Source organism: Mesorhizobium sp. CAU 1732 (genome assembly GCF_039888675.1).
Lineage (GTDB): Bacteria > Pseudomonadota > Alphaproteobacteria > Rhizobiales > Rhizobiaceae > Aerobium.
Genome location: NZ_JBDQQR010000001.1, coordinates 243,103 through 269,355, shown reverse-complemented (window position 1 = coordinate 269,355; position 26,253 = coordinate 243,103). Strand labels below are relative to the sequence as shown.

Here is a 26,253-nt window from a genome sequence, read left to right as displayed (position 1 = left end):
CGCGAAGTTATTTCAACCTTGAAATTTCATACTTGAAGCAATCGGCGTTCGGTGCCATGCTCATGACAGACAAGAGCAGGACAATCTGCCGGGAACATCAAACGGAGAGTTCGACCCATGAAAGTTGCAGTGCTGGGCGGCGGACCCTCCGGCCTCTATTTCGCGATCTCCATGAAACTGCGCGACGCGGCGCACGAGGTCGTGGTGTTCGAGCGCAACCGCGCGGACGACACATTCGGCTGGGGCGTGGTTCTCTCCGACGAAACGCTGGACAATCTCGCCGCAAACGACGCCAAGAGCGCGGCCGCCATTCGCGAGCATTTCGCATATTGGGACGACATCGCCGTGGTCCACAAGGGTGTCCGCACCCTGTCGACCGGTCATGGCTTCTGCGGCATCGGGCGCAAGCGGCTCCTGATGCTTCTGCAGGATCGCGCGCGCGAACTCGGCGTCGACCTGCGGTTCGAGAGCGAGGTCGACGAGCCGTCCAGATACATGGCAGAATACGACCTCGTCATCGCCGCGGACGGGCTGAACTCGCGAGCCCGCACGACCTTTGCCGAGCATTTCCGTCCCGACATCGACACGCGCAAATGCAAGTTCGTCTGGCTCGGCACGAACCAGAAATTCGACGGCGCCTTCACCTTCATCTTCGAGAAGACCGAGCATGGCTGGGTCTGGGCGCATGCCTACCAGTTCGACCCGAACACCGCGACGTTCATCGTCGAGTGTTCGCAGGAAACCTGGGACAAGTTCGGCTTCGGCGAGATGAGCCAGCAGGAGTCGATCGCGGTCTGCGAACGCATCTTCAAGGATCATCTGGGCAGCCATCCGCTGATGACCAACGCCAACCACATTCGCGGTTCGGCGTGGATCAACTTCCCGCGCGTGCTGTGCGAGCGCTGGTCGTACAAGAACCTCGCTTTGATGGGCGACGCGGCGGCGAGCGCACATTTCTCGATCGGCTCGGGCACGAAGCTGGCGCTCGAAAGCGCGATTGCGATGGCCGAATACGTCCATTCCGAGCCGACGCTCGAGGCCGCTTTCGCGAAATACGAGGACGCACGGCGCACCGAAGTGCTCAAGCTGCAATCCGCAGCGCGCAACTCGCTGGAGTGGTTCGAGGAGGTGGAGCGCTACCTCAATCTCGATCCGGTGCAGTTCAACTATTCGCTTCTGACGCGCTCGCAACGCATCAGCCACGAGAATTTGCGCCTGCGTGACAAGGAATGGCTGGGCGGTGCCGAAGCGTGGTTCCAGCGCGAGGCAGGCTCTGCAGCGAATACCAACCGCGCGCCGATGTTCGCGCCCTATAAACTGCGCGGCATGGAGCTGAAGAACCGCGTCGTCGTCTCGCCGATGGCGCAGTACAAGGCCGTCGACGGCACGCCGACCGACTGGCACTTCGTGCACTATGCCGAGCGCGCAAAGGGCGGCGCCGGTCTCGTCTATGTCGAGATGACCTGCGTGTCGCCCGAAGGCCGCATCACGCCCGGCTGTCCCGGCCTCTACACCCCTGAACACGAGACCGCATGGACGCGTCTCGTCGATTTCGTCCACGCGGAGACCGAAGCAAAGATTTGCGCACAGCTCGGCCATGCCGGCGCGAAAGGCTCGACGCAGGTCGGCTGGGAAGATGCGGACATGCCGCTGAAGGACGGCAACTGGCCGCTTCTCTCGGCATCGGCGATCGCGTGGTCGCCCGACAACCAGACGCCGAAGGCGATGGACCGGACCGACATGGATCAGGTGCGCGACCAGTTCGTGGCATCCGCCGAAATGGCAGAGCGCTGCGGGTTCGATATGCTGGAACTGCATTTCGCCCATGGCTACCTGCTCTCCTCCTTCATCTCGCCTTTGACCAACACGCGCGACGACGACTATGGCGGGTCGTTGGGAAACCGGATGCGCTATCCGCTCGAAATCTTCCACGCGGTTCGTGCGGTCTGGCCCGCAGACAAGCCGATCTCGGTGCGCATCTCGGCCAATGATTGGGTCGGCGACGAGGGCGTGACGCCGGCAGAGGCCGTCGAGATCGCAAAGATGCTGCAGGCTGCAGGCGTGGACATCTGCGACGTGTCCGCCGGCCAGACGTCCAAGCGCGCGAAGCCGGTTTATGGCCGCATGTTCCAGACACCGTTCTCCGACCGTATCCGCAACGAGACCGGCATGGCGACGATGGCCGTCGGCAACATCTTCGAGCCGGACCACGTCAATTCGATCCTGATGGCGGGTCGCGCCGACCTCGTCTGCCTCGCACGGCCGCATCTGGCCGATCCGTACTGGACCCTGCATGCGGCGGCGAAGCTCGGCGACAAGGGGGTCACATGGCCGGACCCCTATCTCCCCGGTCGCGACCAGCTCTACCGGCTGGCCGAACGCGAGGCCGAACAGATGACGGGGAAGGTGTGAGAATGATTCGCCAGACTCCCACTCCGGTTCGCTGCGCGAACCACCTCTCCCTCTCAAAAGAGGAGAGGAAGAGCGCCAGGCGCCTCCTTCTTCCTCTCCCCCGGGCAGGGGGAGAGATGGCCCGCAGGGCCGGAGCGGGGGCGCTGTTCTGCCGGATTTCGAGGCCACATCCATGACCCACGCACTCGTCACAGGTGGTGGAACGGGCGTCGGCAAGGCGATCGCGCTGGCGCTCGCCGTGGCCGGGCACGCGGTGACGATCTGCGGACGGCGTGCCGATGTGCTGGACGACGTGGCGCGCGGCCATGAGCGCATCCATGCCGAGACCGCGGACGTGACCGACGAGGCCTCCGTGCTGGCGCTCTACGAGAAGGCGCAGGCGGCGCGCGGGCCGTTCGGCATCGTCGTCGCCAACGCAGGTGCGGGCGAGAGCGCGCCGGCGCACAAGACCTCGCTCGACCTCTGGCAAAAGACGCTGGACGTGAACCTCACCGGATCTTTCCTCACCGTGAAACCGGCGATCGAGCCGATGAAGCGTGCAAAGTCCGGCCGTATCGTCTTTGTGGCATCGATCGCGGGGCTGAAGGGTGCGCCTTACGTCTCCGCCTATGTCGCGGCCAAGCACGGCGTCGTGGGACTCACGCGCGCGCTTGCCCTCGAACTCGCGAAGTCGGGCGTGACCGTCAATGCCGTCTGTCCCGGCTATGTCGAGACACCGATGCTGGAGCGCACGCTGGCCAACATCATGGAAAAGACCGGCCGCTCGGAAGCCGAGGCGCGCGCGGACCTCGCGGGCGGCAATCCGCAAGGCCGCATCATCGAGGTCGACGAAGTCGCCGCCGCGGTGCTCTATCTCGTCGGCGAGGGCGCACGCTCGGTCAACGGCCAAGCGCTTGCGATCTGCGGAGGCGAGACATGGTGAGCGCACCGCTCGACATGGTGGATGCGCCGCTCGCCAACAAGGAACGGCTACGGCTGTGGATCCGGCTGCTGCGCGTCGCGCGCATCGTCGAGGGTGAGCTGCGCGAGCGGCTCAGGCGCGATTTCGACTCGACGCTGCCGCGCTTCGACGTGATGTCGGCGCTGTACCGGCAATCGGACGGCATGCTGATGAGCGACCTGTCGCGCTTCCTGCTGGTGTCCAACGGCAATGTGACGGGCATCATCGACCGGCTGGTGACGGACGGCTACGTCGTGCGCTCGAACCGCGAGGGCGACCGGCGCACATCGATCGTCCGGCTCACGGATTCGGGTCTGGCGCAGTTCCGCGCCATGGCCGCCGCACACGAAACATGGATCGCGGAACTTCTGGGTGAGATCGGCGAGACGGAGGCCCGTACGCTGTCCTCCATACTCAAATCGTTCCGCAGCAATTGGGAGGGTGAACATTGACCAGCATGGCGAACCTCAAGCCGAAGCATTTCCTGTGGCGCATGGAGGGACGCGTGGCGGTCATCCAGCTCGACCGGCCGGAGCGCAAGAACCCGCTGACCTTCGAGTCCTACGCCGAACTGCGCGACACGTTTCGTGACCTCGTCTATGCCGACGATGTCGATGTCGTCGTCTTCCTGCCGAACGGCGGCAATTTCTGCTCCGGCGGTGACGTTCACGACATCATCGGACCGCTGGTCGACATGGACATGAAGGGCCTTCTCGCCTTCACGCGCATGACCGGCGATTTCGTCAAGGCGATGCTCAATTGCGGCAAGCCTATCATCTCGGCGGTCGACGGCGTGGCGGTCGGCGCCGGCGCGATCATCACCATGGCCTCCGACATCAGGCTTGCGACACCGGAAGCGAAGACGGGCTTCCTCTTCACCCGCGTCGGCCTCGCCGGCTGCGACATGGGCGCCTGCGCCATGCTGCCGAGGATCATCGGGCAGGGCCGCGCCGCCGAACTGCTCTACACCGGCCGCACCATGAGTGCGACCGAGGGCGAACGCTGGGGCTACTACAACCGCCTCGTCGAGGCGGACGCACTGGAAGCCGAAGCGCTGAAGCTCGCGCAGCAACTCGCATCCGGTCCCACCTTCGCCCACGGCATCACCAAGACGCAGCTCAACCAGGAATGGTCGATGGGTCTCGACCAGGCGATCGAGGCGGAAGCGCAGGCGCAGGCGATCTGCATGCAGACCCAGGATTTCTCGCGGGCGTATCACGCATTCGTCGGGAAAGAACGCCCTGTGTTCGAGGGGAATTGAGGATGGTCTCGCGCCAGACACCCCCTCCGACCCTCAGGGCCACCTCCCCCGCTTCGCAAGGGAGGATCTCCGGTCGTGGACGGCTGCAGCGGCGGATCCTCCCCCATTCATGGGGGAGGGGGACCATGCGGAGCATGGTGGAGGGGGTATTGGTCTCTATGGTGGCACGTCATGCCTGAGCGCTCCTTCCTCTCCTGGCCATTCTTCGAGGACCATCATCGCGACCACGCGGAGCGTCTCGAAGCGTGGTGCAAAACGAACCTGCCCGTCGATCACACCGACGTGGACGAGGCCTGCAAATCTCTGGTCGCCAAGCTGGGCGAGGCCGGATGGCTGATGCCGACTGCGGTTGATCCGGCCGATCCGCAGCCGCTCGACGTGCGGACGCTGTGCATCACGCGCGAGACGCTGGCGCGCCATGACGGGCTGGCCGATTTCGCTTTCGCCATGCAGGGGCTCGGCACCGGTGCCATCAGTCTCTTCGGCACGCCCGAACAAAGGCAGTGGCTGGACAAGACCCGCCGGGGCAAGGCGCTGTCCGCCTTCGCATTGTCCGAGCCGCGCTCGGGCTCGGACGTCGCGAACATGGAAATGACCGCGACCCGCGACGGCGACGATTACGTTCTGTCGGGCGAGAAGACCTGGATTTCGAATGGTGGCATCGCGGATGTCTACTGCGTGTTCGCGCGTACCGGCGAAGCGCCGGGGGCCAGGGGCATCTCGGCCTTCGTCGTGCCCGCCGACACGCCCGGCCTGACCATCGCCGAACGCATCGAGGTCGTCGCGCCGCATCCGCTGGCCCGGCTGTCCTTCGACAACGTCCGTGTCCCGACTTCCGCCCTGATCGGCAAGGCGGGCGACGGGTTCAAGATCGCCATGTCGGTGCTCGACGTGTTCCGCTCCACGGTGGGCGCGGCGGCGCTGGGTTTTGCGCGGCGGGCGCTGGACGAGACCGTCTCCCGCGTCGGCGGCCGGCAGCTTTTCGACGCACCGCTCTTCGATCTGCAGATGGTGCAGGGCCATGTGGCCGACATGGCGCTTGACGTCGATGCGTCGGCGCTGCTGATCTATCGCGCCGCCTGGACGAAGGATTCAGGGGCTCCGCGCGTCACGCGCGAGGCCGCGATGGCAAAGCTCTACGCCACCGATCGCGCGCAGTCCGTGATCGACAAGGCGGTTCAACTTCACGGCGGAGACGGGGTGCGCAGGGGGCACATCGTCGAAAGCCTGTATCGGGAAATCCGCGCATTGCGCATCTACGAGGGCGCATCAGACGTCCAGAAGGTGGTGATCGCGCGGCAGGTCATGGGAGCAGGGTGAGATGCTTGGTGCGACAGCACATGTCGATACGTTTTGCCGGGACAATCTCCCCCCACATGACCAGTGGCCGGATCTGCCGCAGGACGGTTTCGACTATCCCGAATACATCAACTGCGCGGTCGAACTGACGGACCGTCTGGTCGAAAAGGGTTTCGGCGACAACACCGCACTGATCGGCAACGGCCGCCGCCGCACCTACAAGGAACTCTCCGATTGGACCAACCGGCTGGCGCGCGCGCTGGTCGAGAATTATGGCGTCAGGCCGGGCGACCGCATCCTGATCCGTTCGCCCAACAACCCGGCGATGGTCGCGTGCTGGCTGGCCGCGACGAAGGCCGGCGCCGTGGTCGTCAACACGATGCCGATGCTGCGCGCGGGGGAACTTGCAAAGATCGTCGACAAGGCAGAGATCGCGCTTGCCTTGTGCGACACGCGCATCAAGGACGAACTCGTCGCCTGCGCCAAGGACAGCCGCTTCCTCAAGCAGGTCGTCGGCTTCGACGGCACTGCGAACCATGACGCGGAACTCGATCGTGCCGCGCTTGACAAGCCGGTGCGCTTCGACGCGGTGAAGACTGGCCGCGACGACGTCTGCCTGCTTGGTTTCACATCCGGAACGACCGGTGTGCCGAAGGCGACCATGCACTTCCATCGCGACGTGCTGATCATCGCCGACGGCTATGCCAAAGAGGTTCTGGGTGTCACGCCGGAAGACGTTTTCGTCGGGTCGCCGCCGCTCGCTTTCACCTTCGGTCTCGGCGGGCTAGCCGTGTTTCCTCTGCGCTTCGGAGCAGCCGCGACGCTTCTGGAAACCGCCACGCCGCAGCACATGATCGAGATCATCGAGACCTACAAGGCGACGATTTCGTTCACCGCGCCGACCGCCTATCGCGCCATGATGAAGGCGATGGACGAAGGCGCCGACCTCTCCTCGCTTCGCATCGCGGTTTCGGCCGGCGAGACGCTGCCGGCCCCGGTCTACGAGGAGTGGACGCGAAAGACCGGCAAGCCGATCCTCGACGGCATCGGTGCGACCGAGATGCTGCATATCTTCATCACCAACCGCCTCGACGACCGGGCGCCGGGCGTCACCGGGCGTCCCGTCACCGGCTATGAGGCGAAAATCGTTGATGGCGAGATGAACGAGGTGCCGCGCGGCACGATCGGCAAGCTCGCCGTGCGCGGGCCGACAGGCTGCCGCTACCTCTCCGACGATCGCCAGGCCGACTATGTCCGCGACGGCTGGAACCTGACCGGCGACGCATTCATCCAGGACGAGGATGGTCGTTTCCGCTTCGCTGCGCGCACCGACGACATCATCCTGTCCTCGGGCTACAACATCGCCGGGCCCGAGGTCGAGGCCGCACTTCTCGCGCATGATCTCGTTTCCGAATGCGCCGTCATCGGTGTCGCCGACGACGAGCGCGGCCAAATCGTCGAGGCGCACGTGGTTCTCGTCGAAGGGACGGCCAGCGACAGCGCCACGGTCAAGCTTCTGCAGGACCATGTGAAGGCGCTGATCGCGCCCTATAAATATCCGCGCTCGGTGAAGTTCGTATCGGGTCTGCCCAAGACCCAGACGGGCAAGATCCAGCGGTTTCGATTGAAGGAAGGGGGATGATCCTCTTGCCGTCGTTCGCGCCTCCACCCCCACCCTGTATCCCTCCCCACACGGGGGAGGGAGACATGCACGTCCAGCCCCAACGCCAACGCAGCGCGTGGGGTATAGTTTTGGGCTCTTCGCCGACGACCCCCTCCCCCTTGTGGGGAGGGATACAGGGTGGGGGTTCGACATGACCGAGTCGGCTGAGAAGAACGAGAGCCACGGCGCGCAGACCGATTTTCGCGGCCGCATGTCCTATGCGGACTATCTGCACCTGGAAAAAATCCTCGACGCGCAGTCGCCGCTGTCGGCGTCGCCGGACGAACTCCTGTTTATCATCCAGCACCAGACGTCCGAACTGTGGATGAAGCTCGCGATCCACGAGATTTCGTCGGCGATGGAAGCGATCCGCGCCGACGATCTTCAGCCAGCGTTCAAGATGCTGACGCGCGTGGCGCGCATCTTCGAGCAGTTGAACAGTGCGTGGGACGTGCTGCGCACCATGACGCCCAGCGAATATACCCGGTTTCGCGGATCGCTCGGGCAGTCGTCCGGCTTCCAGTCCTGGCAGTACCGCGCGATCGAGTTTCTCGCCGGAAACCGCAACATTGCGATGCTCAAGCCGCACGCCCACGTGCCGGAGACGCTGACGCGGCTCGAAGCGATCCTCGCGCGCCCGAGCCTTTATGACGAGGCGATCGCGCTTCTCGCCCGCAGGGGTTTCGACATCGGTGCCGACGCTGCGCGTAGCAATTGGGACGCAAGCCGTGAGCCCAGCGATGCCGTCATGGCCGCGTGGAAAGAAATCTATGCCGCGCCCGAAACGCATTGGGCGCTCTACGAACTGGCCGAGAAGCTCGTCGATTTCGAGGATTATTTCCGCCGCTGGCGCTTCAACCACGTGACCACGGTCGAGCGCATCATCGGCCTCAAGCGCGGCACCGGCGGCACCGCCGGCGTGTCTTACCTGCGGCGCATGCTCGAGGTCGAACTGTTTCCCGAACTCTGGACCGTGAGGACGGAGCTTTGATCCCGTCAACACAAGCCCAGCAAGAAAAACACCGAGACGGGCTGGCAAAGCCCGCGCATTTTTTCCATCGTAGGAAACCCAGAGGGGTTTCAGGAACAACGGGAGCAGACCAATGAAACGAATGATTGCAGCGGGCCTTCTCGGCCTGTCGATGAGCGTATCCGGCCTCGCCTTTGCCGAGCCGGTCAAGGTTGGCCTTATCACCACGCTTTCGGGCGGTGGCGCGGGCCTCGGTATCGATGCGCGTGACGGCTTCATGCTCGCGCTCAAGAATGCCGGCGATGCCGCGAGCGAAATCGAGGTGATCACCGAGGATGACGGCCAGAAGCCGGAACTCGCGGTGCAGATCGCCGACAAGATGATCCAGTCCGACCAGGTCGACGTGCTGACCGGCATCATCTGGTCGAACCTCGCAATGGCCGTCGTGCCGAGCGCCGTCGCGCAGGGCAAGTTCTATTTGTCGGTCAATGCGGGGCCCTCCGCGCTCGCCGGCGCGCAGTGCAACGAGAACTATTTCAACGTCGCCTACCAGAACGACAACTTCCACGAGGCGATGGGCCAGTACGCGACCGAGACCTATAAGAAGACCTTCATCATGGCGCCGAACTACCCGGCCGGCACCGACTCGCTCACCGGCTTCAAGCGCTACTACAAGGGCGAACTCGCCGGCGAGGTCTACACGCAGGTCGGACAGACCGATTATGCGGCCGAGATCGCGCAGATCCGCGCCTCGGGTGCGGATTCGGTCTTCATCTTCCTGCCGGGCGGCATGGGCATCGCCTTCATGAAGCAGTACGCGCAGTCGGGCGTCGACATCCCGGTGATCGGACCCGGCTTCTCCTTCAGCCAGGACGTTTTGCCGGCTATCGGCGATGCCGCGCTCGGCGTGAAGGCCTCCGGCTCCTGGGCCAAGGACCTGGACAATGAAGCCTCCAAGACGTTCGTCGAGACCTTCCAGGCTGAATACAACCGCCTGCCCTCGATCTATGCCGCGCAGGCCTACGACACCGCCAACCTGCTGATCTCCGCTGCCGGCAAGGCGAGCGTCAAGGATGCGGACGCATTCCGCGCCGCGCTCAAGGAAGCCGACTTCGACAGCGTCCGCGAGAAGTTCTCCTTCAACAACAACAACCATCCGATCCAGGACATCTACGTCACCGAGGTGGTCAAGGAGGGCGACGTCCTGACCAACCACATCATCGCCACGGCCTTCACCGACCACGGCGACGCCTATGCCAAGGATTGCGCGATGCAGTAGCCATCGTTCCTTCTCCCCGTTCACGGGGAGAAGGTGCCGGCAGGCGGATGAGGGGCAGCGGATGCGGCGGCAACTGATTGTTGCGTTCGCGCCGCCCCACACCCGACCCATCGGGCCACCCTCTCCCCGTGAACGGGGAGAGGGTATCGTTACCGTCACCACATTGTCCTTCACCTGAAGAGCCAGACCAAACCCCGTGCAAATCGCCCTCTTCATCGAACAGATCCTCAACGGGCTGCAGCTCGGCGTGATGCTGTTCCTCATGGCAGCCGGCCTGACGCTGATCTTCGGCGTGATGGGGCTGATCAATCTCGCGCATGGCTCGCTCTACATGGTGGGCGCGTTCGCCTGCGCGACGGTCGCGGCGGCGACCGGGTCGTTCTGGCTGGGGCTGGCGGCGAGCCTCGCGGCAGCAGCGGCGGCAGGTGCGATCATTGAAGTGCTGGTGATCCGGCGGCTCTACGAGCGCGACCATCTCGACCAGGTGCTGGCGACATTCGCGCTCATCCTGATCTTCTCGGAGGGGACGCGCTGGCTGTTCGGCTCGTTCCCGCTCTATCTCGACATTCCCGCCGTACTGCAAGGCTCCGTGCCGCTGCCCGGCGGTTCGCGCTACCAGCTTTACCGCCTCGCCATCATCGGCGTCGGCATCGCGGTCGCGGTCGGGCTTTTCCTGCTGATCTCGAAAACGCGCCTCGGCATGCGCATCCGGGCCGGTGAAAGCGACCGCGAAATGATCGGCGCTCTGGGCGTCGATATCCGGACGCTCTACACGATCGTCTTCGCGCTGGGCGCGGCACTTGCCGGTCTCGCTGGCGCGCTTGTCGGCGCGATCCAGTCGGTTCAGGTCGGCATGGGCGAACCCGTGCTGATCCTCGCCTTCGTGGTCATCGTCATTGGTGGCATCGGCTCGATCCGGGGCGCGCTCGTCGGCGCGCTGCTGGTCGGGCTCGTCGATACGATGGGCCGTTTCCTGCTGCCGCAGCTCTTTGGTTTCTTCATGAACGCCTCGCAGGCCGGCCTTGTCGGCGGCGCGCTCGCCTCGATGCTGATCTACATCGTCATGGCCGCGATCCTCGCGGTGCGGCCGCAGGGCCTGTTCGGCGTGAGAGGGTGAAGCGATGACACTCTCCCGCGAAACCGCGATCAACCTCGCCGTCGCGCTCGTCCTTCTGGCGGTGCCGCTGGCCGCGCTCCAGTTCGGCAATCCGTTCTACGTGACGCTGGCGACGCGCATGGCGGTGCTTGGGCTCGCCGCAGTCGGCCTCAACCTCGCGCTCGGCCTCGGCGGCCTCGTCTCCTTCGGACACGCGGCCTTCTTCGGCGTCGGGGGCTATGCGGCCGGGATTCTCGCCAGTCATGCATTCTCCGGAGTGCCGTTCAATTTCGGCCTGTTCACACTGCCCGGCACGAATGTCATGCCGATCATCTGGATCGTGGCGATGCTCGTCGGCGGGCTTCTGGCCGCCGCGATCGGCGCAATCAGCCTGCGCACCTCCGGCGTCTACTTCATCATGATCACGCTCGCCTTCGCGCAGATGACCTTCTACTTCGCCATCTCATGGCCCGCCTATGGCGGCGAGGACGGCCTGTCGATCCTGGTGCGCAACACCATGCCGGGCTTCAACACGATGGTCCCGCTCAACTTCTTCTTCGTCTGCTACGGGCTGCTGCTCGCGGCCATCCTGTTCTTCACGCTGTTCAAGGGCTCGCGCTTCGGCGCGGCACTCCAGGCATCGCGGCAGAACGAGGTCCGCGTCGCCTCTGTCGGCATCGCGCCGTTCCGCATCAGGCTTGCAGCCTTCGTCCTATCCGGCATGATCACCGCACTTGCCGGCGCGCTCTACGCAGACCTCAACCGCTTCGTCAGCCCCTCGATGATGTCGTGGCACATGTCGGGCGAGTTCATCGTCCTGATCATCCTGGGCGGCGTCGGCCGCATCTGGGGTCCGGTGGCCGGCGCCATGCTGTTCGTGATGTTCGAATATCTGCTGGGTGGGCTGACCGAGCGCTGGCAGCTCTTCCTCGGGCTCCTGCTTCTCGGCGTGGTGCTCTTCGCGCGCGGCGGCCTGATCGGTCTTCTCGCCGGGAGGGCGCGTCATGGTTGAGCCTATCCTCGCGATCCGCGACCTCTCCAAAACCTTCGGCGCATTGAAGGCCACCGCCAATGTCAGCCTCGATCTGCGGCCCGGCGAAATCCACGCGCTGATCGGCCCGAACGGGGCCGGCAAGTCGACGCTGATCCACCAGATCGCCGGCACGCTCAAGCCCGACAGCGGAACGATCGAATTCCTCGGCGAGGAGGTCGGGCATCTCGGCGTGGCCGAGCGGGCGCGCATGGGGCTTGGACGCTCGTTCCAGGTGTCGTCGCTCGCGGCGGAGTTTTCGGCGCTGCGCAACGTGATGCTGGCGGTCCAGTCGCGGCAGGGCTCGTCGTTCCGCTTCTTCAAGCCGGTGATGAGCGATGCATCGCTGACCGAACCGGCGATGGCGGCGCTCGAGCGCGTCGGCCTCGCCGGGCGGGCGGGCATACCCGCGGCCGAGCTGTCGCATGGTGAGCGGCGGCAGCTCGAAATCGCGATCGCGCTGGCGCTTGGGTCCCGCGCCTTCCTGCTCGACGAACCGATGGCCGGCATGGGGCCGGAAGGCTCTCGCACGCTGACCGGCTTCCTCGACACGCTCCGCGCGGAAGCCCCCATCCTGCTCATCGAGCATGACATGGATGCCGTCTTCGCGCTCGCCGACCGCGTCTCGGTGCTGGTCTACGGGCAGGTGATCGCGTCGGGATCGGTCGACGAGATCCGCAACGACCCGGAAGTTCGCCGCGCCTATCTGGGAGACCCGTCATGAGCCTCCTGACCCTCTCGGGCATCGAAACCTATTACGGCGCAAGCCAGGCCCTGTTCGGCGTCGATCTCGACGTGGCGGAAGGCGAAGTCGTCGCCCTGATGGGGCGCAACGGCATGGGCAAGACCACGACGATCCGCTCGATCATGGCCCTGACGCCCGCGCGTTCCGGCACGATCCGCCTGGGCGGACAGGACATCCGGTCCAGGAGCCCGCATCGCATCGCGCGGCTGGGCATCGGGCTGGTGCCGGAAGGGCGGCGCTGCTTTCCCAACCTCACGGTCGGTGAAAACCTGATCGCGGCGGCCACCAACGGCCGTTGGAGCCTCGACGCGATCAACCAGCTTTTCCCGCGTCTGGCCGAGCGGCGCGACCAGATGGCGCGGTCGCTGTCCGGCGGCGAGCAGCAGATGCTCGCGATCGGCCGCGCGCTGATGACCAATCCGAAGCTACTCATCCTCGACGAGGCGACCGAAGGTCTCGCGCCGGTCATCCGCCACGACATCTGGTCGGTCATCCGGACGCTCAAGTCCGAAGGCCAGTCGATCCTGATCGTGGACAAGACGCTGGCCGAGCTTCTGCCCTCGGCCGACCGCTGCTTCGTGCTCGAAAAGGGCCGCACCGTCTGGAGCGGTTCGCCAACGGACCTGACGCCGGAACTGCAGGATCGCTACCTCGGCGTCTGACACGAACAAAATGAGACGGCGGCACGATGATGCCGTCCAATGGAGGCATTCATGACCGCGTCGCCCAAACCCCATCAGGAACTCCATCCCGCAAGCTGGAAGAAGGCCGTCGGCTACGCCAACGGTATCCAGGCCGAGGGCCGGATGGTCTTTGTCGGCGGACAGATCGGCTGGAACGGGGACCAGGTCTTCGAGGAAAAGGGTCTCGCCGGCCAGACGCGCCAGACGCTCGAAAACATCGTGGCCGTCCTCGCCGAGGCAGGCGGGCGGCCGGAGCATATTGTGCGCTTCACCTGGTACGTGGTCGACAAGCAGGAATATCTCTCCAACCTCAAGGGCGTCGGCGAGGCCTATCGCGCCGTGATGGGCCGCCACTTCCCCACCATGGCGATGGTGCAGGTCGTTGCCCTGATGGAAGACGATGCGCGCGTGGAAATCGAGGCGACCGCCGTCATTCCCTGAGCAAATGGCCCTGACCGCATAGTCTGCGGCCAGTCGGAACGATCGCCGACTTCGCTGCGTTGCCCCTTCGACATCAATCGACGGGAGACCATGACGGAATGGCGAAAAGCGAAAAGCCGGTTGTCCTCATCACAGGCGCCGCGGGCGGCATCGGAACGGCGCTCGCGAGCGAACTTCAACCCGACTACGCAATCGTTGGGCTCGACATGGAGGGAAAGCAGGCCGACTTTCCGCTCGCCGACGTCGACCTCTCGGATGCGGCTTCGGTTCGCAAGGCGCTCGAGACCATTGCCGAAACGCACGGTCGCGCCTTCGCCGCCGTCATCCATCTGGCCGCCTATTTCGACTTCACCGGTGAGGACAATCCGCTTTATCAGAGCGTCAATGTCGATGGGACGAAACACCTGCTCGACGCGTTGCAGGAATTCGAAGTCGAACGCTTCATCTATTCGGGAACCATGCTTGTTCACCGCGCCGGCAAACCCGGCGAGACGATCGACGAGGATGCCCCCCTCGACCCGCAATGGGCCTACCCTATCTCCAAGGCAAAAGCGGAAGACGCCATCCGTGCGCATCACGGCAAGATCCCGTACGCGCTGCTCCACCTCGCCGGCCTTTATGACGACGAAAGCGCCGTGCCGACGCTGGCGCATCAGATCACGCGCATCTACGAGCGCGACCTGAAGAGCCGGCTCTATTCCGGCGACAAGCGCGCCGGCCAGTCCTTCATCCATCGCGACGACATGATGCGCCTGTTCCGGCTGGCGGTGGAGAAGCGCAACGAGTTGCCCGCCGACGTAACGCTGCTGGCGGGCGAGGAGGACGCCATCGCCTATGAGGACATGCAGGATCGCATCGGGCAGTTGATCCATGGCAAGAACGAGTGGGCAACCATCTCTGTCCCGAAGCCGATCGCCAAAGTCGGCGCGTGGATCGAGGAGAAGGCAGAGCCCATCATCCCCGACGCAATCGACAAGGGCGAGAAGCCGTTCATCCGGCCCTTCATGATCGACATGGCGAGCGATCACTACTCGCTCGACATTTCGCGCGCCCGAACGCTTCTGGGCTGGGAACCGAGGCGCGGCATCCTCGAGACCCTGCCGTCCATCGTCGCGGCGCTGAAAGCGTCCCCGGCCGAATGGTACGAAAAGCACGGCATCACCCCGCCGAGTTCTCTTGAATCGGCCAAAAGCTGTTTCTCCTACGCACTGTCTAAATCGATTTAATGGCGAAGCTGTTGACACCGTCGGCGTTCGGTGACGAGATGACGTCAATCAAAGCGCTCTGGGGGATGGTGCTGCAAGGCGCGTCTCCGGAGGCAGACAGGAGGTGCGAAATGGAGGTTTCGCACCCACCAGCAGCGAGACTTCGAACGGGAGGAATTCATGAAAAAGACCCTGATGGCGGGCGTCGCGCTCGCCGGATTGACGCTCTATGCGGCGCCGGCCTCGGCGGAACTCAAGTTTGCGCCGGGCGAAGACGCGCGTTTCACATGGACCGACTTCGACACGCTGAAGGAAACCGACCTGTCCGGCGAGACGCTGACCGTGTTCGGCCCATGGCGCGGCCCCGACGAAGACCTTGCCCAGAGCATTCTCGAATATTTCCGCGAGGCCACCGGCGCGACGGTCAACTACGCGTCGTCCGAAAATTACGAACAGCAGATCGTCATCGACACGCAGGCCGGCAGTCCGCCCAACATCGCGATCCTGCCGCAGCCGGGCCTGATCCAGGATCTGGCCTCGAAGGGCTTGCTCACGCCGCTCGGTGACGAGACGGAAGCCTGGGTCGGGCAGAATTACGGTGCTGGCGAATCCTGGGTCGATCTCGGCACCTACAACGACAAGGACGGCAATCCGCAGTTCTTCGCCTTCCCCTACAAGGCCGACGTGAAGTCGCTCGTCTGGTACTCGCCGGACAATTTCGAGGATGCCGGCTACGAAATCCCCGAAACGATGGAAGACCTCCTCGCGCTGCAGGAGCAGATCGTCGCCGATGGCGGCGTGCCCTGGTGTATCGGGCTTGGCTCGGGCGGCGCGACGGGCTGGCCCGCGACCGACTGGGTCGAGGACATCATGCTGCGTATCAACGAGCCCTCGGTCTACGACCAGTGGGTGACCAACGAAATTCCCTTCAACGATCCGAAAGTGGTCGAGGCGCTCGAAATCTTCGCCTCCATCGCCACCAAGGACGAGAATGTCGACGGCGGCGCGGCCGCCGTGGCGGCCACCGACTTCCGCGACAGCCCGAAGGGTCTCTTCGGCATTCCGCCCAAATGCTACATGCATCATCAGGCGTCGTTCATCCCGTCCTTCTTCCCTGAAGGCACGGAACTCGGCGTCGATGCCGACTTCTTCTACATGCCCGCTTATGCGGAAAAGGATCTCGGCAAGCCGGTTCTCGGCGCGGGAACGCTCGCCATGATCACCAAGGACTCCGACGCCGCGCGCGCGTTCATCGAGTTCCTCAAGATGCCGCTGGCGCATGAATTGTGGATGGCGCAATCCGGTTTCGTCACCCCGCACAAGGGCGTGAATGTCGAGGCCTATGCCAACGACGCGCTCAAGAAGCAGGGCGAAATCCTTGCCGAGGCGACGACGTTCCGCTTCGATGGCTCGGATTTGATGCCGGGCAAGATCGGCGCGGGCTCGTTTTGGACCGGCATGGTCGATCTCGTCGGCGGCAAGCCGGCCGAACAGGTCGCAACCGAAATCCAGCAGAGCTGGGATTCTATCAAGTAGCGAGGGCCCACAGTCGAGGACGTCGCTGCCCCTCATCCGCCCTTCGGCACCTTCTCCCCCGTGAACGGGGAGAAGGGGAGACCGCAAAACGGGCCGACCGGATTGATTGCTATCGAGGGAGGAAGCGATGACGGGTCAGATAGTCTCTGCGATCCTGACGATCGTGTTCGGGGTCCTTGGTTGCGTCGCGTATTTCTGGGGCGCCAACAAGCTGGTCGACATCGTCTTTCCGTCACGCGGGGTGAGCGGTGCCGCCGCGATCGACAATCTGCGCCGTCAAGGGTTGATCCGCCCGTGGCTGTTCCTCGGACCTGCGCTGATCATCCTCACGATCTACCTGATCTACCCGGTCATCGAGACGGTGCGCCTGTCCTTCATGGACCGCAGCGGACAGAATTTCGTCGGCACCGCCAATTATGAATGGGCGCTGGGCGACCGTGAGTTCCGTCAGGCGATCTTCAACAATTTCCTCTGGCTCGCCGTCGTGCCGGCGGCTTGCACCTTCCTCGGGCTGGTGATCGCGGTCCTCACGGATCGCATCTGGTGGGGCAACATAGCCAAGATGTTCGTCTTCATGCCGCTCGCCATCTCCTTCGTCGGCGCCAGCGTGATCTGGAAGTTCATCTACGAGTATCGCGGCGTTGGGCAGACGCAGATCGGCGTGCTCAATTCGATTGTCCAGTGGTTCGGCGGCGATCCGCAAGTGTGGATCTCGATACCGTTCTGGAACAATTTCTTCCTGATGATCATCCTGATCTGGATCCAGACCGGCTTCGCGATGGTCATCCTGTCGGCCGCTCTGCGCGGCATTCCCGAAGAGACGATCGAGGCAGCCACGATCGACGGCGCCAACGGTTTCCAAATCTTCTGGAAAATCATGGTTCCGCAAATCTGGGGCACGATCGCCGTCGTCTGGACGACGATCACGATCCTCGTTCTCAAGGTCTTCGATATCGTGCTGACGATGACCAACGGGCAATGGAACAGCCAGGTCCTGGCCAACCTCATGTTCGACTGGATGTTCCGTGGCGGCGGCGATTTCGGGCGCGGTGCGACGGTCGCGCTGATCATCATGCTCGCCGTCATCCCGATCATGATCTGGAACATCCGCAACGCCACCCGCGAAACGGGAGAGCATTGAGATGGCCGCGCGAGCTGGACGATCCTTCTTCCAGCGCTGGGGCATCCACCTCATCGTGCTGGTGATCGTCATCATCTGGACGATCCCGACCTTCGGCATCCTGGTTTCGTCACTGCGCGACCGCGATCAGATCGCCGTCTCCGGCTGGTGGACCGCGATGACCACGTCGGCCCAGACCGGACAGGGCCGAACCGCGGGTGCCGACGCACAGGTGGAGCGTGACGGCGCCTTCGTCATCTCGGGCTCGCTCTTCGAGGACGGCGACACGCGCCGCATCATCTCGTTCGGCACCCGCATCCAGGCCCCGACGGAGCATAAGGCGGGGGCGGTTGCCGAACTGCGCGACGGCGAGACGTTGCAGGTCAATGAGGACGGGACATACGAAAACATCTCCCCCGTCGCCTTCGAGGGCAATCGCGGCCAGCGCATCTTCTTCGAGGCATCGACGCCGGCCAGCTTCACCACCGAGAATTACCGGACCGTGCTGTTCTCGGAGGGCATCGGTCGTTCCTTCGTCAACTCGCTGACGGTGACCATCCCCGCGACGATCATCCCGATCCTGATTGCGGCCTTTGCTGCATACGCCCTCGCTTGGATGAAGTTCCCCGGCCGCGCGATCCTCATCGCGGTGATCATCGGCCTGCTCGTCGTGCCGTTGCAGATGTCGCTCATTCCGCTCCTCAAGATGTATAACGGCGTCGGCGCGTTCTTCGGCGTCCCGGCCAAGACCTATCTCGGCATCTGGCTGGCACATACGGGTTTCGGCCTGCCCTTCGCGATCTACCTCCTGCGCAGCTATATCGCCGGCCTGCCGCGCGAAATCATGGAATCGGCGCGCATCGACGGCGCCAGCGATTTCGAGATCTTCGTGAAAATCGTGCTGCCCCTGTCGTTTCCGGTGCTCGCCTCCTTCGCCATCTTCCAATTCCTCTGGGTCTGGAACGACCTGCTGGTCGCGATGGTCTTCCTTGGCTCGGGTTCAAACCAACTTGTGCTGACCGGCAAACTCAACGCGCTGCTCGGATCGCGCGGCGGCGATTGGGAAATTCTCACCACATCTGCCTTCATCACCATAATCGTGCCACTGATCGTGTTCTTCTCATTGCAGCGCTATTTCGTCCGCGGTTTGCTCGCGGGCTCGGTCAAAGGTGGTTGATGACGATGCAGGGTGCGGTTCGGATGCAGGATATCGAGGGCGTCGAGCCCGCAATCGAAGTCGATCGCGACTGGTGGCGGGGAGCGGTGATCTACCAGATCTACCCGCGCTCCTTCCAGGATTCGAACGGCGACGGCATAGGCGACCTGCGCGGCATCCTCACACGGCTGCCGCATATCGCGGAACTCGGCGCGGATGCGATCTGGATATCGCCCTTCTTCAAGTCCCCGATGGCCGACTATGGCTACGACGTCTCGGACTACTGCGACGTCGATCCGTTGTTCGGCACGCTGGATGATTTCGACGCCGTCGTCGCCGAGGCGCACCGGCTGAACCTCAAGGTGATGATCGACCTCGTCCTGTCGCACACCTCGGACGTGCACCCCTGGTTCAAGGAAAGCCGGTCGTCGCGCGACAATGCGAAGGCCGACTGGTATGTCTGGGCCGACGCCAAACCCGACGGCACGCCGCCCAACAACTGGCTGTCGATCTTCGGCGGGTCGGCCTGGACGTGGGATACGCGCCGCCAGCAATATTACATGCACAATTTCCTGGCCGAGCAGCCGGACCTGAATTTCCACAACGCGCAGGTTCAGGACGCACTTCTCGACGCGACGCGCTTCTGGCTGGAACGCGGCGTCGATGGCTTCCGCCTCGACACGATCAACTTCTATTTCCACAGCCAGGGGCTCGAGAACAATCCGCCGCTCGCGGTCGAGGATCGCGATTACTCGACCGCGCCGGCGGTCAATCCCTACAACTGGCAGGACCATCTCCACGACAAGAGCCGGCCGGAAAACATCGCGTTCCTGCGCCGTTTTCGCGCGCTGCTCGACGACTACCCGGCTGCGGCAGCGGTCGGCGAGGTCGGCGACGCGCAGCGGGGCTTGCAGGTCGTAGCCGACTACACATCCGGCGATGATCTCGTTCACATGTGCTACTCGTTCGACTTTTTGGCGCCCGACAAGATCAGCGCATCACGGGTCCGCACCGTGCTCGAAACGTTCGGCGCGGTCGCCAAGGACGGCTGGTCGTGCTGGGCATTCTCCAACCACGACGTGATGCGGCATGCATCGCGCTGGGCGGCCAGCGAGGAGGATCGCAACGCCTATCTGAAGGTGATCTCGGCGCTTTTGATGTCGCTGCGCGGCTCGGTCTGCATCTATCAGGGTGAGGAACTCGGCCTGCCCGAGGCCGATCTCGCTTTCGAGGATTTGCATGACCCCTACGGCATCCGGTTCTGGCCGGAGTTCAAGGGGCGTGACGGCTGCCGCACGCCGATGACGTGGGATTCGAACACCGCCAATGCCGGCTTCTCGACGACCAAGCCGTGGCTGCCGGTTCCCGCCGAACACATCACCCTGTCGGTCAACACCCAGGCCGGCGACGAAACGTCGGTGCTCGAACATTACCGCCGCATGCTGTCGTTCCGCGCCGCGCATCCGGCGCTGTCGAAAGGGTCGATCAGCTTCATCGAGACGGAGGGCGATATCGTTGCCTTCACGCGCAAGCACAACAACGAGCAGATCCTGTGCGCGTTCAATCTGGGTGCCGGCTCGGGTTCCGTCATCCTTGGCGACGGCATCAATGCCGTGTCGATGCCCGGCCACGGTTTCGAAGGAACGACTGCGGACGGAAAGATCGTGCTGGGCAGCTACGGCGCCTGGTTCGGACGGATCGCCTGAACGAGACTGAACGCCGCCAGATCCGGGTCAACCGGATGCGGCCCGACGGGAGGGAAGCATGGCAGATCTACTGCTCAAGGATGTCAGGAAAGCCTATGGCAATCTGGAAATCCTTCACGGCATCGATCTCGACATCAAGTCGGGCGAGTTCATTGTCTTCGTCGGGCCGTCGGGCTGCGGGAAGTCCACGCTGCTGCGCACCATAGCGGGGCTGGAGGAGATCAGCGGCGGCACGCTTTCGATCGACGGCGAGGTGGTGAACGACGTACCGCCGTCGAAACGCGGCATCGCGATGGTGTTCCAGTCCTACGCGCTCTATCCGCACATGACGGTCTACGACAACATGGCCTTCGGCATGAAGATCGCCAAGGCGAGCAAGGCCGATATCGATGCGCGCGTAAACCAGGCCGCCGAAATCCTGCAACTGACGAAGTATCTCGACCGCCTGCCGAAGGCGTTGTCGGGCGGCCAGCGGCAGCGCGTCGCGATCGGCCGCGCGATCGTGCGCAATCCGAAGGTCTTCCTGTTCGACGAACCGCTTTCGAACCTCGATGCCGCGCTGCGCGTCGCGACACGCCTGGAGATCGCCAAGCTCAAGGAGTCCATGCCCAACACGACGATGATCTACGTCACCCACGATCAGGTCGAGGCGATGACGCTCGCCGACCGGATCGTCGTGCTCAAGGACGGCCATATCGAGCAAGTCGGCACTCCGATGGATCTGTATTGCAAGCCGGGCAATCTGTTCGTGGCGCAGTTCATCGGCTCGCCTGCGATGAACATCCTTCCAGCGAAAGTCGAGCGGGCGGGCGGTCCGACTGCGGTGCGGCTTGCGGGCGGTGTCGTCGCGCACGTGCCGACGCTGACGCCCGAAACGGCGACGGGCGCGGACATCAGCTTCGGCGTGAGACCGGAGGATTTGAAGATCGCCACCGACGCAGATGGGGGTATCCTGTTCGAGGGCACGGTCGACTATGTCGAGCAGCTCGGAGAGGTCCAATTGCTTTACATCGAGCTCGGACGCGACGGAGAGCCAATCGTGGCGAAGATGCCCGGCAATGCGCCGGTGGAACGCGGCTCGACCATCAGGCTCACGGCGGACCCGGCAAACCTCCACATCTTCGACGGCGATGGACTGTCCTTCGAGCGCGAGCGGCTTGCGATCGCCGCCGAGTAGGCTTGGCTGAATTATTCGGCCGCTTCGCGCCTGGCCGCCCCCGCGCTTTTGCGATGTTGCGCGGCGATCGGCGAGACGTCCTCCATCGGAAACGCATCGACCGCGATCAAGCGATCCGCAGCCGCTTTCGCAGTCGCAAGCTGGTCGAACTCGGCCGCACTGATCACGCCGGCGTCGCGTGCGGCAGTCGCATCACGCAGCTTGGCATCCCGCATCTTCTTCTCGATCGGCTCCACGGCCACCACGAGGCGGAACGCCTCTTCGAGATGCGCCAGAGCATGATCCTCGCGCCCCTCGCCCAGATAAATGCCGGGCGTCAGCCGGTCGCGCTGGGCCGACGGCCGCAGCAACATCTCCGCCACCTGATTGGTCAGGCGATCCGGGGGCGCCCTGTGCGCGATGCCGAACGGGAATGCGACGATCCGAACCGCCCATGCCGCCCAGCGCGCCGGAAGATTTTGCAGCACGCCGTCGAACGCGACCGCGATGCGCTCATTGCCGCGCAGCATGATGTAATCGACGATCGGCTCGTCTTCCTCGACGCGCCCCTCATCCTCGAAGCGCTTCAGAACCGCGCCGAGAAGATAGAGTTCGGACAGGATATCGCCAAGGCGCGCCGACAGCATCTCCTTGCGCTTGAGCTCCCCACCCAGGGTCAGCAGAGCGAGATCGGACAAGAGCGCGAACGCCGCTGCATGGCGCGACAGGCTTTTCCAGTGATGCGAGAGCGCCGCGCCATCAGGTGCCGGCCCGACGCGCCCGCCCGTCCAGCCCCGCCCGATTGACCGGAAGACGTTCTTCAACGCGTGACCGGCATGGCGCCAGAAGTTGCGATCGAACGCGTCGAGCCCACGCTCCTTGTCCTCGTCGGAGAGCGCCAGCAATTCCTCGAGCATAAAGGGATGCGAGCGGATCGCTCCCTGGCCGAAGATCATCAAGTTCCGCGTCAGGATGTTCGCGCCCTCGACCGTGATGCCGATCGGGACCGACCGGTACTGTCCGCCCATATAGTTCTTGGGGCCGTCGATGACCGCCTTGCCGCCATGGATATCCATGGCCTTCTCGATCGAGCGGCGCATGCGGTCGGTGGCGTGGAACTTCATGATTGCGGAGACGACCGACGGCTTGTGGCCGGCATCGAGCGCGGCGACCGTCAGCCGGCGCGCGGCGTCGATCAGATAGGCGTTGGCCGCGATGTCGGCGAGGTGCTCGCGAATGCCCTCAAACATGCCGATATGCACGTTGAACTGGCTGCGCACCCGCGCATAGGCACCGGTGGCGCGCGCGCACATCGCAGCCGAGGCGGCGGATTGGGACGGCAGCGAGATGCCGCGACCGGCGGCAAGCGCCGTCATCAGCATCTTCCAGCCCTGCCCGATCTGCTTCTGCCCGCCCAGAATCCAGTCGAGCGGGATGAACACGTCCTTGCCGTAGAGCGGGCCGTTCTGGAAGTGGGTGAATTGCGGAATGTGCCGTTCGCCGTGGCTGACGCCCGGCGTCGACGTCGGCAGCAGCGCCACTGTGATCCCGAGTTCCTTGCCGCGACCCAGCAGGTTTTCCGGGTCGTGCATCTTGAAGGCGAGACCCATCACCGTCGCGACAGGGCCGAGCGTGATATAGCGCTTGTGGAAGTTCAGGCGGATGCCGAGAACGCGCTCGCCCTCGTGCTCGCCCCATTCCACGACGCCCGAATCCGTCATCGCGGCCGCGTCCGACCCCGCATCCTCGGACGTCAGGCCGAAGCACGGAATCTCGGACCCATCGGCAAGGCGCGGCAACCAATGGTCGCGCTGCTCGTCGGTGCCGAAATGCATCAGCAATTCGCCCGGCCCGAGCGAATTCGGGACCATCACGGTCACGCCGGCCACGACGCTCGCCGACGACACGGTCCGCACGACTTCCGAATGCATCGTGTTGGAGAAACCAAGCCCGCCATATGTCTTCGGAATGATCATGCCGAAGAATTTCTGCTCGCGCATGAACCGCCAGACTTCGGGCGGAAGGTCGCGGTCTTCCCAGACGATCTTCCAATCGTCGATCATCGCGCAGAGCTGGCGGACCGGGCCGTCAATGAACGCCTGCTCTTCGGCCGAAAGACGTGCCGGCGGCATCGCCAGAAGCTGGTTCCAGTCGGGATTGCCGGTGAAGAGTTCGCCGTCCCACCACACCGTGCCCGCGTCGATCGCGTCGCGCTCGGTGTCCGAAATCGGCGGCATCACACCGCCGGCCCATCTGAAGATCGGCTTGGTGAGATAGTCCCTGCGAAGTGTCCTGATGCTCATGGCGCTCCCCGGCTTCTTCGAAGAATGCATCAACGGGTTCGATGGTTCCCCCCCGGACGATGCCGGTGATTGGGCCGGGCCTCTTCATCGTCGGCAAACGCCCGGCTGGTTCGCCCGACCTTGACGGAACAAGACCACCTTTTGTCCCGTTACCCGGGCCGCACCGCCGACCAATAGGCCTTCACCGGTGCAGGATGGAACGGTTTTCAGTCCCGGCTGTTTCTGGGGCGCGGCACGTCGCGTGACGGCCGGTTCCGCTCCAGATTTTCGGCTATCCAGTGGTGAAAAAAACTCCCTCCGAACGATCTCGTGCTGCCAAGCCATGGCGTGACCTCGGCCGTGCGGCGGGCGGTGCGGTCGTCTTTTCGCTGCCCATCCTCATGACGATGGAGATGTGGTGGCTCGGTTTCTACATGGACCGGCTTCGTCTGCTCGTCCTGTTCGCCCTGACGTTCCCGCTTCTGATGGGGCTTTCACGCCAGATCGGCTTCGAGGACAGCAGGAGTTGGGGCGGCGATTTTCTGGATAGCCTGATCGCGCTGGGGATCGGCGCGCTCGTTTCCTCGACGGTTCTCTGCATCTTCGGCGTGATCACGCCCGACATGTCCCTGGATGAGATCGTCGGCAAGATCGCGTTGCAGACCGTGCCGGCCGCGATCGGCGCGCTTCTCGCGCGCAGCCAGCTTGGGCGCAGCGAGGACGACGAGACCGGCGAACGCGAGGAAGGCTATTGGGGCGAGCTTTTCCTGATGGCGGTGGGGGCACTGTTCCTCGGCTTCAACGTCGCGCCGACCGAGGAGATGATCCTGATCTCGTACCAGATGACCTCGTGGCATGCGCTGGCGCTGGTGGTGCTCTCCCTGGGGATCATGCACGCCTTCGTCTTCTCGCTCGGTTTTGCCGGCGGAAGCGAAGTCGGGCCCGACGATCCTTGGTGGAGCGGCTTCGTACGGCTGACGCTGCCCGGCTACGTCATAGCCATCACGATCAGCCTTCTCGTCCTATGGCTGTTCGGGCGAACGGACGGGAACGCGTTTCACATGACGGCGTTCGCGACCATCGTGCTCGCCTTTCCATCCGCGATCGGCGCCGCCGCCGCACGCCTCATCCTGTAGAGCGCAAGATGCCAAAACCCGCCAAGCAATCACCTGCAACACATCCCCGCGAGGGAGGGCGCGGCATCGAATGGGTCGTCGGCATCGCCTCGGGGGTGCTCGTCTTGGCCATGATGCTCTATCTTGCCTATGAGGCGCTGTTTCTGGACGGCGAGCCACCGTCATTTGCGATCGTCATGGAACGAAGCGAGCGCCACGACGACGGCTTTCATGTCACCGTGGCGGTGACGAACACCGGCGACGAGACGGCCTCCAATGTCGAAATCGCCGGATTGCAGGAGAATGCTGGCGACGCGGACACAAGCCTCGAATTCGATTACGTGCCGGGCCGCTCTGTGCGCCGGGGTACATTCGTCTTCCAGGCAGACCCCGAAACGAACCCTGTGCGCTTCACGGTGCGGCGGCACGTCGAGCCCTGAGCAGGAACAAAATCGCTATGGTCGGCGACGACCAGCCCGGGGAATCAGGCGGCGTCCGTGCGCCCCGGCGATGTGACGGGAAACGTTTCCAGCTTCTCGACCGAGCTTGAGGCCGACGCCTCGTCGAGTTCCTTCAGCAGACGCGTGCGCGCCCTGTTGAGCCGGCTCTTGATCGTGCCCATCGCGCAACCGCAGATGTCCACGGCTTCCTCGTAGGAGACGCCCAGGACGCCGATGAGCATGATGACCTCGCGCTGTTCGGCGGGCAGGCGCTGGATCGCCGTGGCGACCTCGCGGCCACGCGCTGACCATTCCTGCGTCGCATCCGTGCTCAACCGTCCCGACACGCAGTCGGCACTTCCCGGCGCCTCGCGATTCGACACCTTCACCTTGGTGTAAAACGTGTTGCGCATAATCGTGAACAGCCACGATTTCATGCTCGTACCGGCGTTGAACTGGTGGATGGCGCCCAGCGCCCGCGTCAGCGTTTCCTGGACGAGATCGTCCGCATCGGTCGTATCGCGGTAGAAGGTTCGTGCAAAGGCGCGAAGCGCGGGGATGAGTTCGACGATCTCATCTCTCTCGGGCGACCGCCTCCGCGACTCGCGTTCCGGAACCGATGGCATCCGGCAGTTCTCCCTGGCTGTGCTGACAAGTCCACGCTCGAAAACGAAGCCGAGAGGATGTGGTTCCGGGCCAATCTCTCGATTTGAACGAC

The 26,253-nt window shown here is 64.0% G+C and carries 23 protein-coding genes; 21 read left to right on the top strand and 2 right to left on the bottom strand.

Annotated elements, in window-relative coordinates; genetic code table 11:
* Nucleotides 1–117: 117 nt before the first annotated feature.
* The 19 genes from AAFN55_RS01430 (at nt 118) to ugpC (ending at nt 21,719) form a co-directional block, all read left to right on the top strand.
* Nucleotides 118–2,412, top strand: a complete 2,295-nt coding sequence (locus AAFN55_RS01430) for a bifunctional salicylyl-CoA 5-hydroxylase/oxidoreductase (protein ID WP_347797105.1) — start codon at nt 118–120, stop codon at nt 2,410–2,412.
* A 172-nt stretch (nt 2,413–2,584) separates the two neighbouring features.
* A complete protein-coding gene (locus AAFN55_RS01425; protein ID WP_347797104.1) occupies nt 2,585–3,334 on the top strand; it encodes an SDR family NAD(P)-dependent oxidoreductase in 750 nt (249 codons plus the stop codon).
* On the top strand, nt 3,328–3,804 hold the full coding sequence (locus AAFN55_RS01420; RefSeq protein ID WP_347797103.1) for a MarR family transcriptional regulator: 477 nt from the start codon (nt 3,328–3,330) through the stop codon (nt 3,802–3,804). Before AAFN55_RS01425 ends, AAFN55_RS01420 begins: the two co-directional genes overlap by 7 nt.
* Complete coding sequence (locus AAFN55_RS01415) at nt 3,801–4,613, top strand: enoyl-CoA hydratase family protein (protein ID WP_347797102.1); 813 nt, start codon at nt 3,801–3,803, stop codon at nt 4,611–4,613. The genes AAFN55_RS01420 and AAFN55_RS01415 overlap by 4 nt, the downstream gene beginning before the upstream one ends.
* Nucleotides 4,614–4,784: 171 nt before the next feature.
* A complete protein-coding gene (locus AAFN55_RS01410) occupies nt 4,785–5,933 on the top strand; it encodes an acyl-CoA dehydrogenase family protein (protein WP_347797101.1) in 1,149 nt (382 codons plus the stop codon).
* Nucleotide 5,934: 1 nt separating this feature from the next.
* Complete coding sequence (locus tag AAFN55_RS01405) at nt 5,935–7,554, top strand: AMP-binding protein (RefSeq protein ID WP_347797100.1); 1,620 nt, start codon at nt 5,935–5,937, stop codon at nt 7,552–7,554.
* 172 nt (nt 7,555–7,726) lie between these two features.
* Nucleotides 7,727–8,566, top strand: coding sequence for a tryptophan 2,3-dioxygenase (gene kynA, locus AAFN55_RS01400; protein WP_347797099.1), 840 nt, complete (start codon nt 7,727–7,729; stop codon nt 8,564–8,566).
* Between the two features lie 112 nt (nt 8,567–8,678).
* Nucleotides 8,679–9,824, top strand: a complete 1,146-nt coding sequence (locus AAFN55_RS01395) for an ABC transporter substrate-binding protein (RefSeq protein ID WP_347797098.1) — start codon at nt 8,679–8,681, stop codon at nt 9,822–9,824.
* A 196-nt stretch (nt 9,825–10,020) separates the two neighbouring features.
* Nucleotides 10,021–10,941, top strand: coding sequence for a branched-chain amino acid ABC transporter permease (locus AAFN55_RS01390; RefSeq protein WP_347797097.1), 921 nt, complete (start codon nt 10,021–10,023; stop codon nt 10,939–10,941).
* A gap of 4 nt (nt 10,942–10,945) precedes the next feature.
* Nucleotides 10,946–11,932, top strand: coding sequence for a branched-chain amino acid ABC transporter permease (locus AAFN55_RS01385; RefSeq protein WP_347797096.1), 987 nt, complete (start codon nt 10,946–10,948; stop codon nt 11,930–11,932).
* Nucleotides 11,925–12,674: an ABC transporter ATP-binding protein gene (locus tag AAFN55_RS01380; RefSeq protein WP_347797095.1), complete on the top strand. Its 750-nt coding sequence runs from the start codon at nt 11,925–11,927 to the stop codon at nt 12,672–12,674. The genes AAFN55_RS01385 and AAFN55_RS01380 overlap by 8 nt, the downstream gene beginning before the upstream one ends.
* Nucleotides 12,671–13,357, top strand: a complete 687-nt coding sequence (locus AAFN55_RS01375; RefSeq protein WP_347797094.1) for an ABC transporter ATP-binding protein — start codon at nt 12,671–12,673, stop codon at nt 13,355–13,357. The genes AAFN55_RS01380 and AAFN55_RS01375 overlap by 4 nt, the downstream gene beginning before the upstream one ends.
* A gap of 51 nt (nt 13,358–13,408) precedes the next feature.
* Nucleotides 13,409–13,819 carry a RidA family protein gene (locus AAFN55_RS01370; protein ID WP_347797093.1) on the top strand — a complete coding sequence of 137 codons (411 nt, stop codon included), beginning with the start codon at nt 13,409–13,411 and terminating at the stop codon, nt 13,817–13,819.
* A 98-nt stretch (nt 13,820–13,917) separates the two neighbouring features.
* The gene (locus AAFN55_RS01365) at nt 13,918–15,045 is read left to right on the top strand and encodes an NAD(P)-dependent oxidoreductase (RefSeq protein ID WP_347797092.1); all 1,128 of its coding nucleotides are present in this window, start codon (nt 13,918–13,920) and stop codon (nt 15,043–15,045) included.
* Nucleotides 15,046–15,204: 159 nt separating this feature from the next.
* A complete protein-coding gene (locus tag AAFN55_RS01360; protein WP_347797091.1) occupies nt 15,205–16,560 on the top strand; it encodes an ABC transporter substrate-binding protein in 1,356 nt (451 codons plus the stop codon).
* A gap of 127 nt (nt 16,561–16,687) precedes the next feature.
* A complete protein-coding gene (locus tag AAFN55_RS01355) occupies nt 16,688–17,701 on the top strand; it encodes a sugar ABC transporter permease (RefSeq protein ID WP_347797090.1) in 1,014 nt (337 codons plus the stop codon).
* Between the two features lies 1 nt (nt 17,702).
* The gene (locus tag AAFN55_RS01350) at nt 17,703–18,857 is read left to right on the top strand and encodes a carbohydrate ABC transporter permease (protein ID WP_347797089.1); all 1,155 of its coding nucleotides are present in this window, start codon (nt 17,703–17,705) and stop codon (nt 18,855–18,857) included.
* Nucleotides 18,858–18,862: 5 nt separating this feature from the next.
* Nucleotides 18,863–20,542, top strand: a complete 1,680-nt coding sequence (locus AAFN55_RS01345; RefSeq protein WP_347800146.1) for an alpha-glucosidase — start codon at nt 18,863–18,865, stop codon at nt 20,540–20,542.
* Nucleotides 20,543–20,600: 58 nt separating this feature from the next.
* Entirely contained in the window at nt 20,601–21,719 is a 1,119-nt protein-coding gene (gene ugpC, locus AAFN55_RS01340) for a sn-glycerol-3-phosphate ABC transporter ATP-binding protein UgpC (protein WP_347797088.1), read from the top strand.
* 11 nt (nt 21,720–21,730) lie between these two features.
* Here ugpC and AAFN55_RS01335 read toward each other — a convergent pair whose 3' ends face one another.
* Nucleotides 21,731–24,001, bottom strand: coding sequence for an acyl-CoA dehydrogenase (locus AAFN55_RS01335; RefSeq protein ID WP_347797087.1), 2,271 nt, complete (start codon nt 23,999–24,001; stop codon nt 21,731–21,733).
* A gap of 281 nt (nt 24,002–24,282) precedes the next feature.
* On the opposite strand from AAFN55_RS01335, the gene AAFN55_RS01330 reads away from it, so the two are divergent.
* Together AAFN55_RS01330 and AAFN55_RS01325 are read left to right on the top strand one after the other, a co-directional pair.
* Entirely contained in the window at nt 24,283–25,116 is an 834-nt protein-coding gene (locus AAFN55_RS01330; RefSeq protein ID WP_347797086.1) for a TIGR02587 family membrane protein, read from the top strand.
* Nucleotides 25,117–25,124: 8 nt separating this feature from the next.
* A complete protein-coding gene (locus AAFN55_RS01325) occupies nt 25,125–25,535 on the top strand; it encodes a hypothetical protein (RefSeq protein ID WP_347797085.1) in 411 nt (136 codons plus the stop codon).
* A 44-nt stretch (nt 25,536–25,579) separates the two neighbouring features.
* On the opposite strand, the gene AAFN55_RS01320 is transcribed toward AAFN55_RS01325, so the two are convergent.
* Nucleotides 25,580–26,161: a sigma-70 family RNA polymerase sigma factor gene (locus AAFN55_RS01320; protein ID WP_347797084.1), complete on the bottom strand. Its 582-nt coding sequence runs from the start codon at nt 26,159–26,161 to the stop codon at nt 25,580–25,582.
* Nucleotides 26,162–26,253 lie beyond the last annotated feature (92 nt).

Excerpts from the sequence above, each read along its gene's own strand:
- AAFN55_RS01430 (WP_347797105.1), top strand. The coding sequence starts at position 118 with ATGAAAGTTGCAGTGCTGGGCGGCGGACCCTCCGGCCTCTATTTCGCG.
- AAFN55_RS01425 (WP_347797104.1), top strand. The coding sequence starts at position 2,585 with ATGACCCACGCACTCGTCACAGGTGGTGGAACGGGCGTCGGCAAGGCG.
- AAFN55_RS01420 (WP_347797103.1), top strand. The coding sequence starts at position 3,328 with ATGGTGAGCGCACCGCTCGACATGGTGGATGCGCCGCTCGCCAACAAG.
- AAFN55_RS01410 (WP_347797101.1), top strand. The coding sequence starts at position 4,785 with ATGCCTGAGCGCTCCTTCCTCTCCTGGCCATTCTTCGAGGACCATCAT.
- AAFN55_RS01405 (WP_347797100.1), top strand. The coding sequence starts at position 5,935 with ATGCTTGGTGCGACAGCACATGTCGATACGTTTTGCCGGGACAATCTC.
- kynA (WP_347797099.1), top strand. The coding sequence starts at position 7,727 with ATGACCGAGTCGGCTGAGAAGAACGAGAGCCACGGCGCGCAGACCGAT.
- AAFN55_RS01395 (WP_347797098.1), top strand. The coding sequence starts at position 8,679 with ATGAAACGAATGATTGCAGCGGGCCTTCTCGGCCTGTCGATGAGCGTA.
- AAFN55_RS01385 (WP_347797096.1), top strand. The coding sequence starts at position 10,946 with ATGACACTCTCCCGCGAAACCGCGATCAACCTCGCCGTCGCGCTCGTC.
- AAFN55_RS01380 (WP_347797095.1), top strand. The coding sequence starts at position 11,925 with ATGGTTGAGCCTATCCTCGCGATCCGCGACCTCTCCAAAACCTTCGGC.
- AAFN55_RS01375 (WP_347797094.1), top strand. The coding sequence starts at position 12,671 with ATGAGCCTCCTGACCCTCTCGGGCATCGAAACCTATTACGGCGCAAGC.
- AAFN55_RS01370 (WP_347797093.1), top strand. The coding sequence starts at position 13,409 with ATGACCGCGTCGCCCAAACCCCATCAGGAACTCCATCCCGCAAGCTGG.
- AAFN55_RS01365 (WP_347797092.1), top strand. The coding sequence starts at position 13,918 with ATGGCGAAAAGCGAAAAGCCGGTTGTCCTCATCACAGGCGCCGCGGGC.
- AAFN55_RS01360 (WP_347797091.1), top strand. The coding sequence starts at position 15,205 with ATGAAAAAGACCCTGATGGCGGGCGTCGCGCTCGCCGGATTGACGCTC.
- AAFN55_RS01355 (WP_347797090.1), top strand. The coding sequence starts at position 16,688 with ATGACGGGTCAGATAGTCTCTGCGATCCTGACGATCGTGTTCGGGGTC.
- AAFN55_RS01350 (WP_347797089.1), top strand. The coding sequence starts at position 17,703 with ATGGCCGCGCGAGCTGGACGATCCTTCTTCCAGCGCTGGGGCATCCAC.
- AAFN55_RS01345 (WP_347800146.1), top strand. The coding sequence starts at position 18,863 with ATGCAGGGTGCGGTTCGGATGCAGGATATCGAGGGCGTCGAGCCCGCA.
- ugpC (WP_347797088.1), top strand. The coding sequence starts at position 20,601 with ATGGCAGATCTACTGCTCAAGGATGTCAGGAAAGCCTATGGCAATCTG.
- AAFN55_RS01335 (WP_347797087.1), bottom strand. The coding sequence starts at position 24,001 with ATGAGCATCAGGACACTTCGCAGGGACTATCTCACCAAGCCGATCTTC.
- AAFN55_RS01325 (WP_347797085.1), top strand. The coding sequence starts at position 25,125 with ATGCCAAAACCCGCCAAGCAATCACCTGCAACACATCCCCGCGAGGGA.
- AAFN55_RS01320 (WP_347797084.1), bottom strand. The coding sequence starts at position 26,161 with ATGCCATCGGTTCCGGAACGCGAGTCGCGGAGGCGGTCGCCCGAGAGA.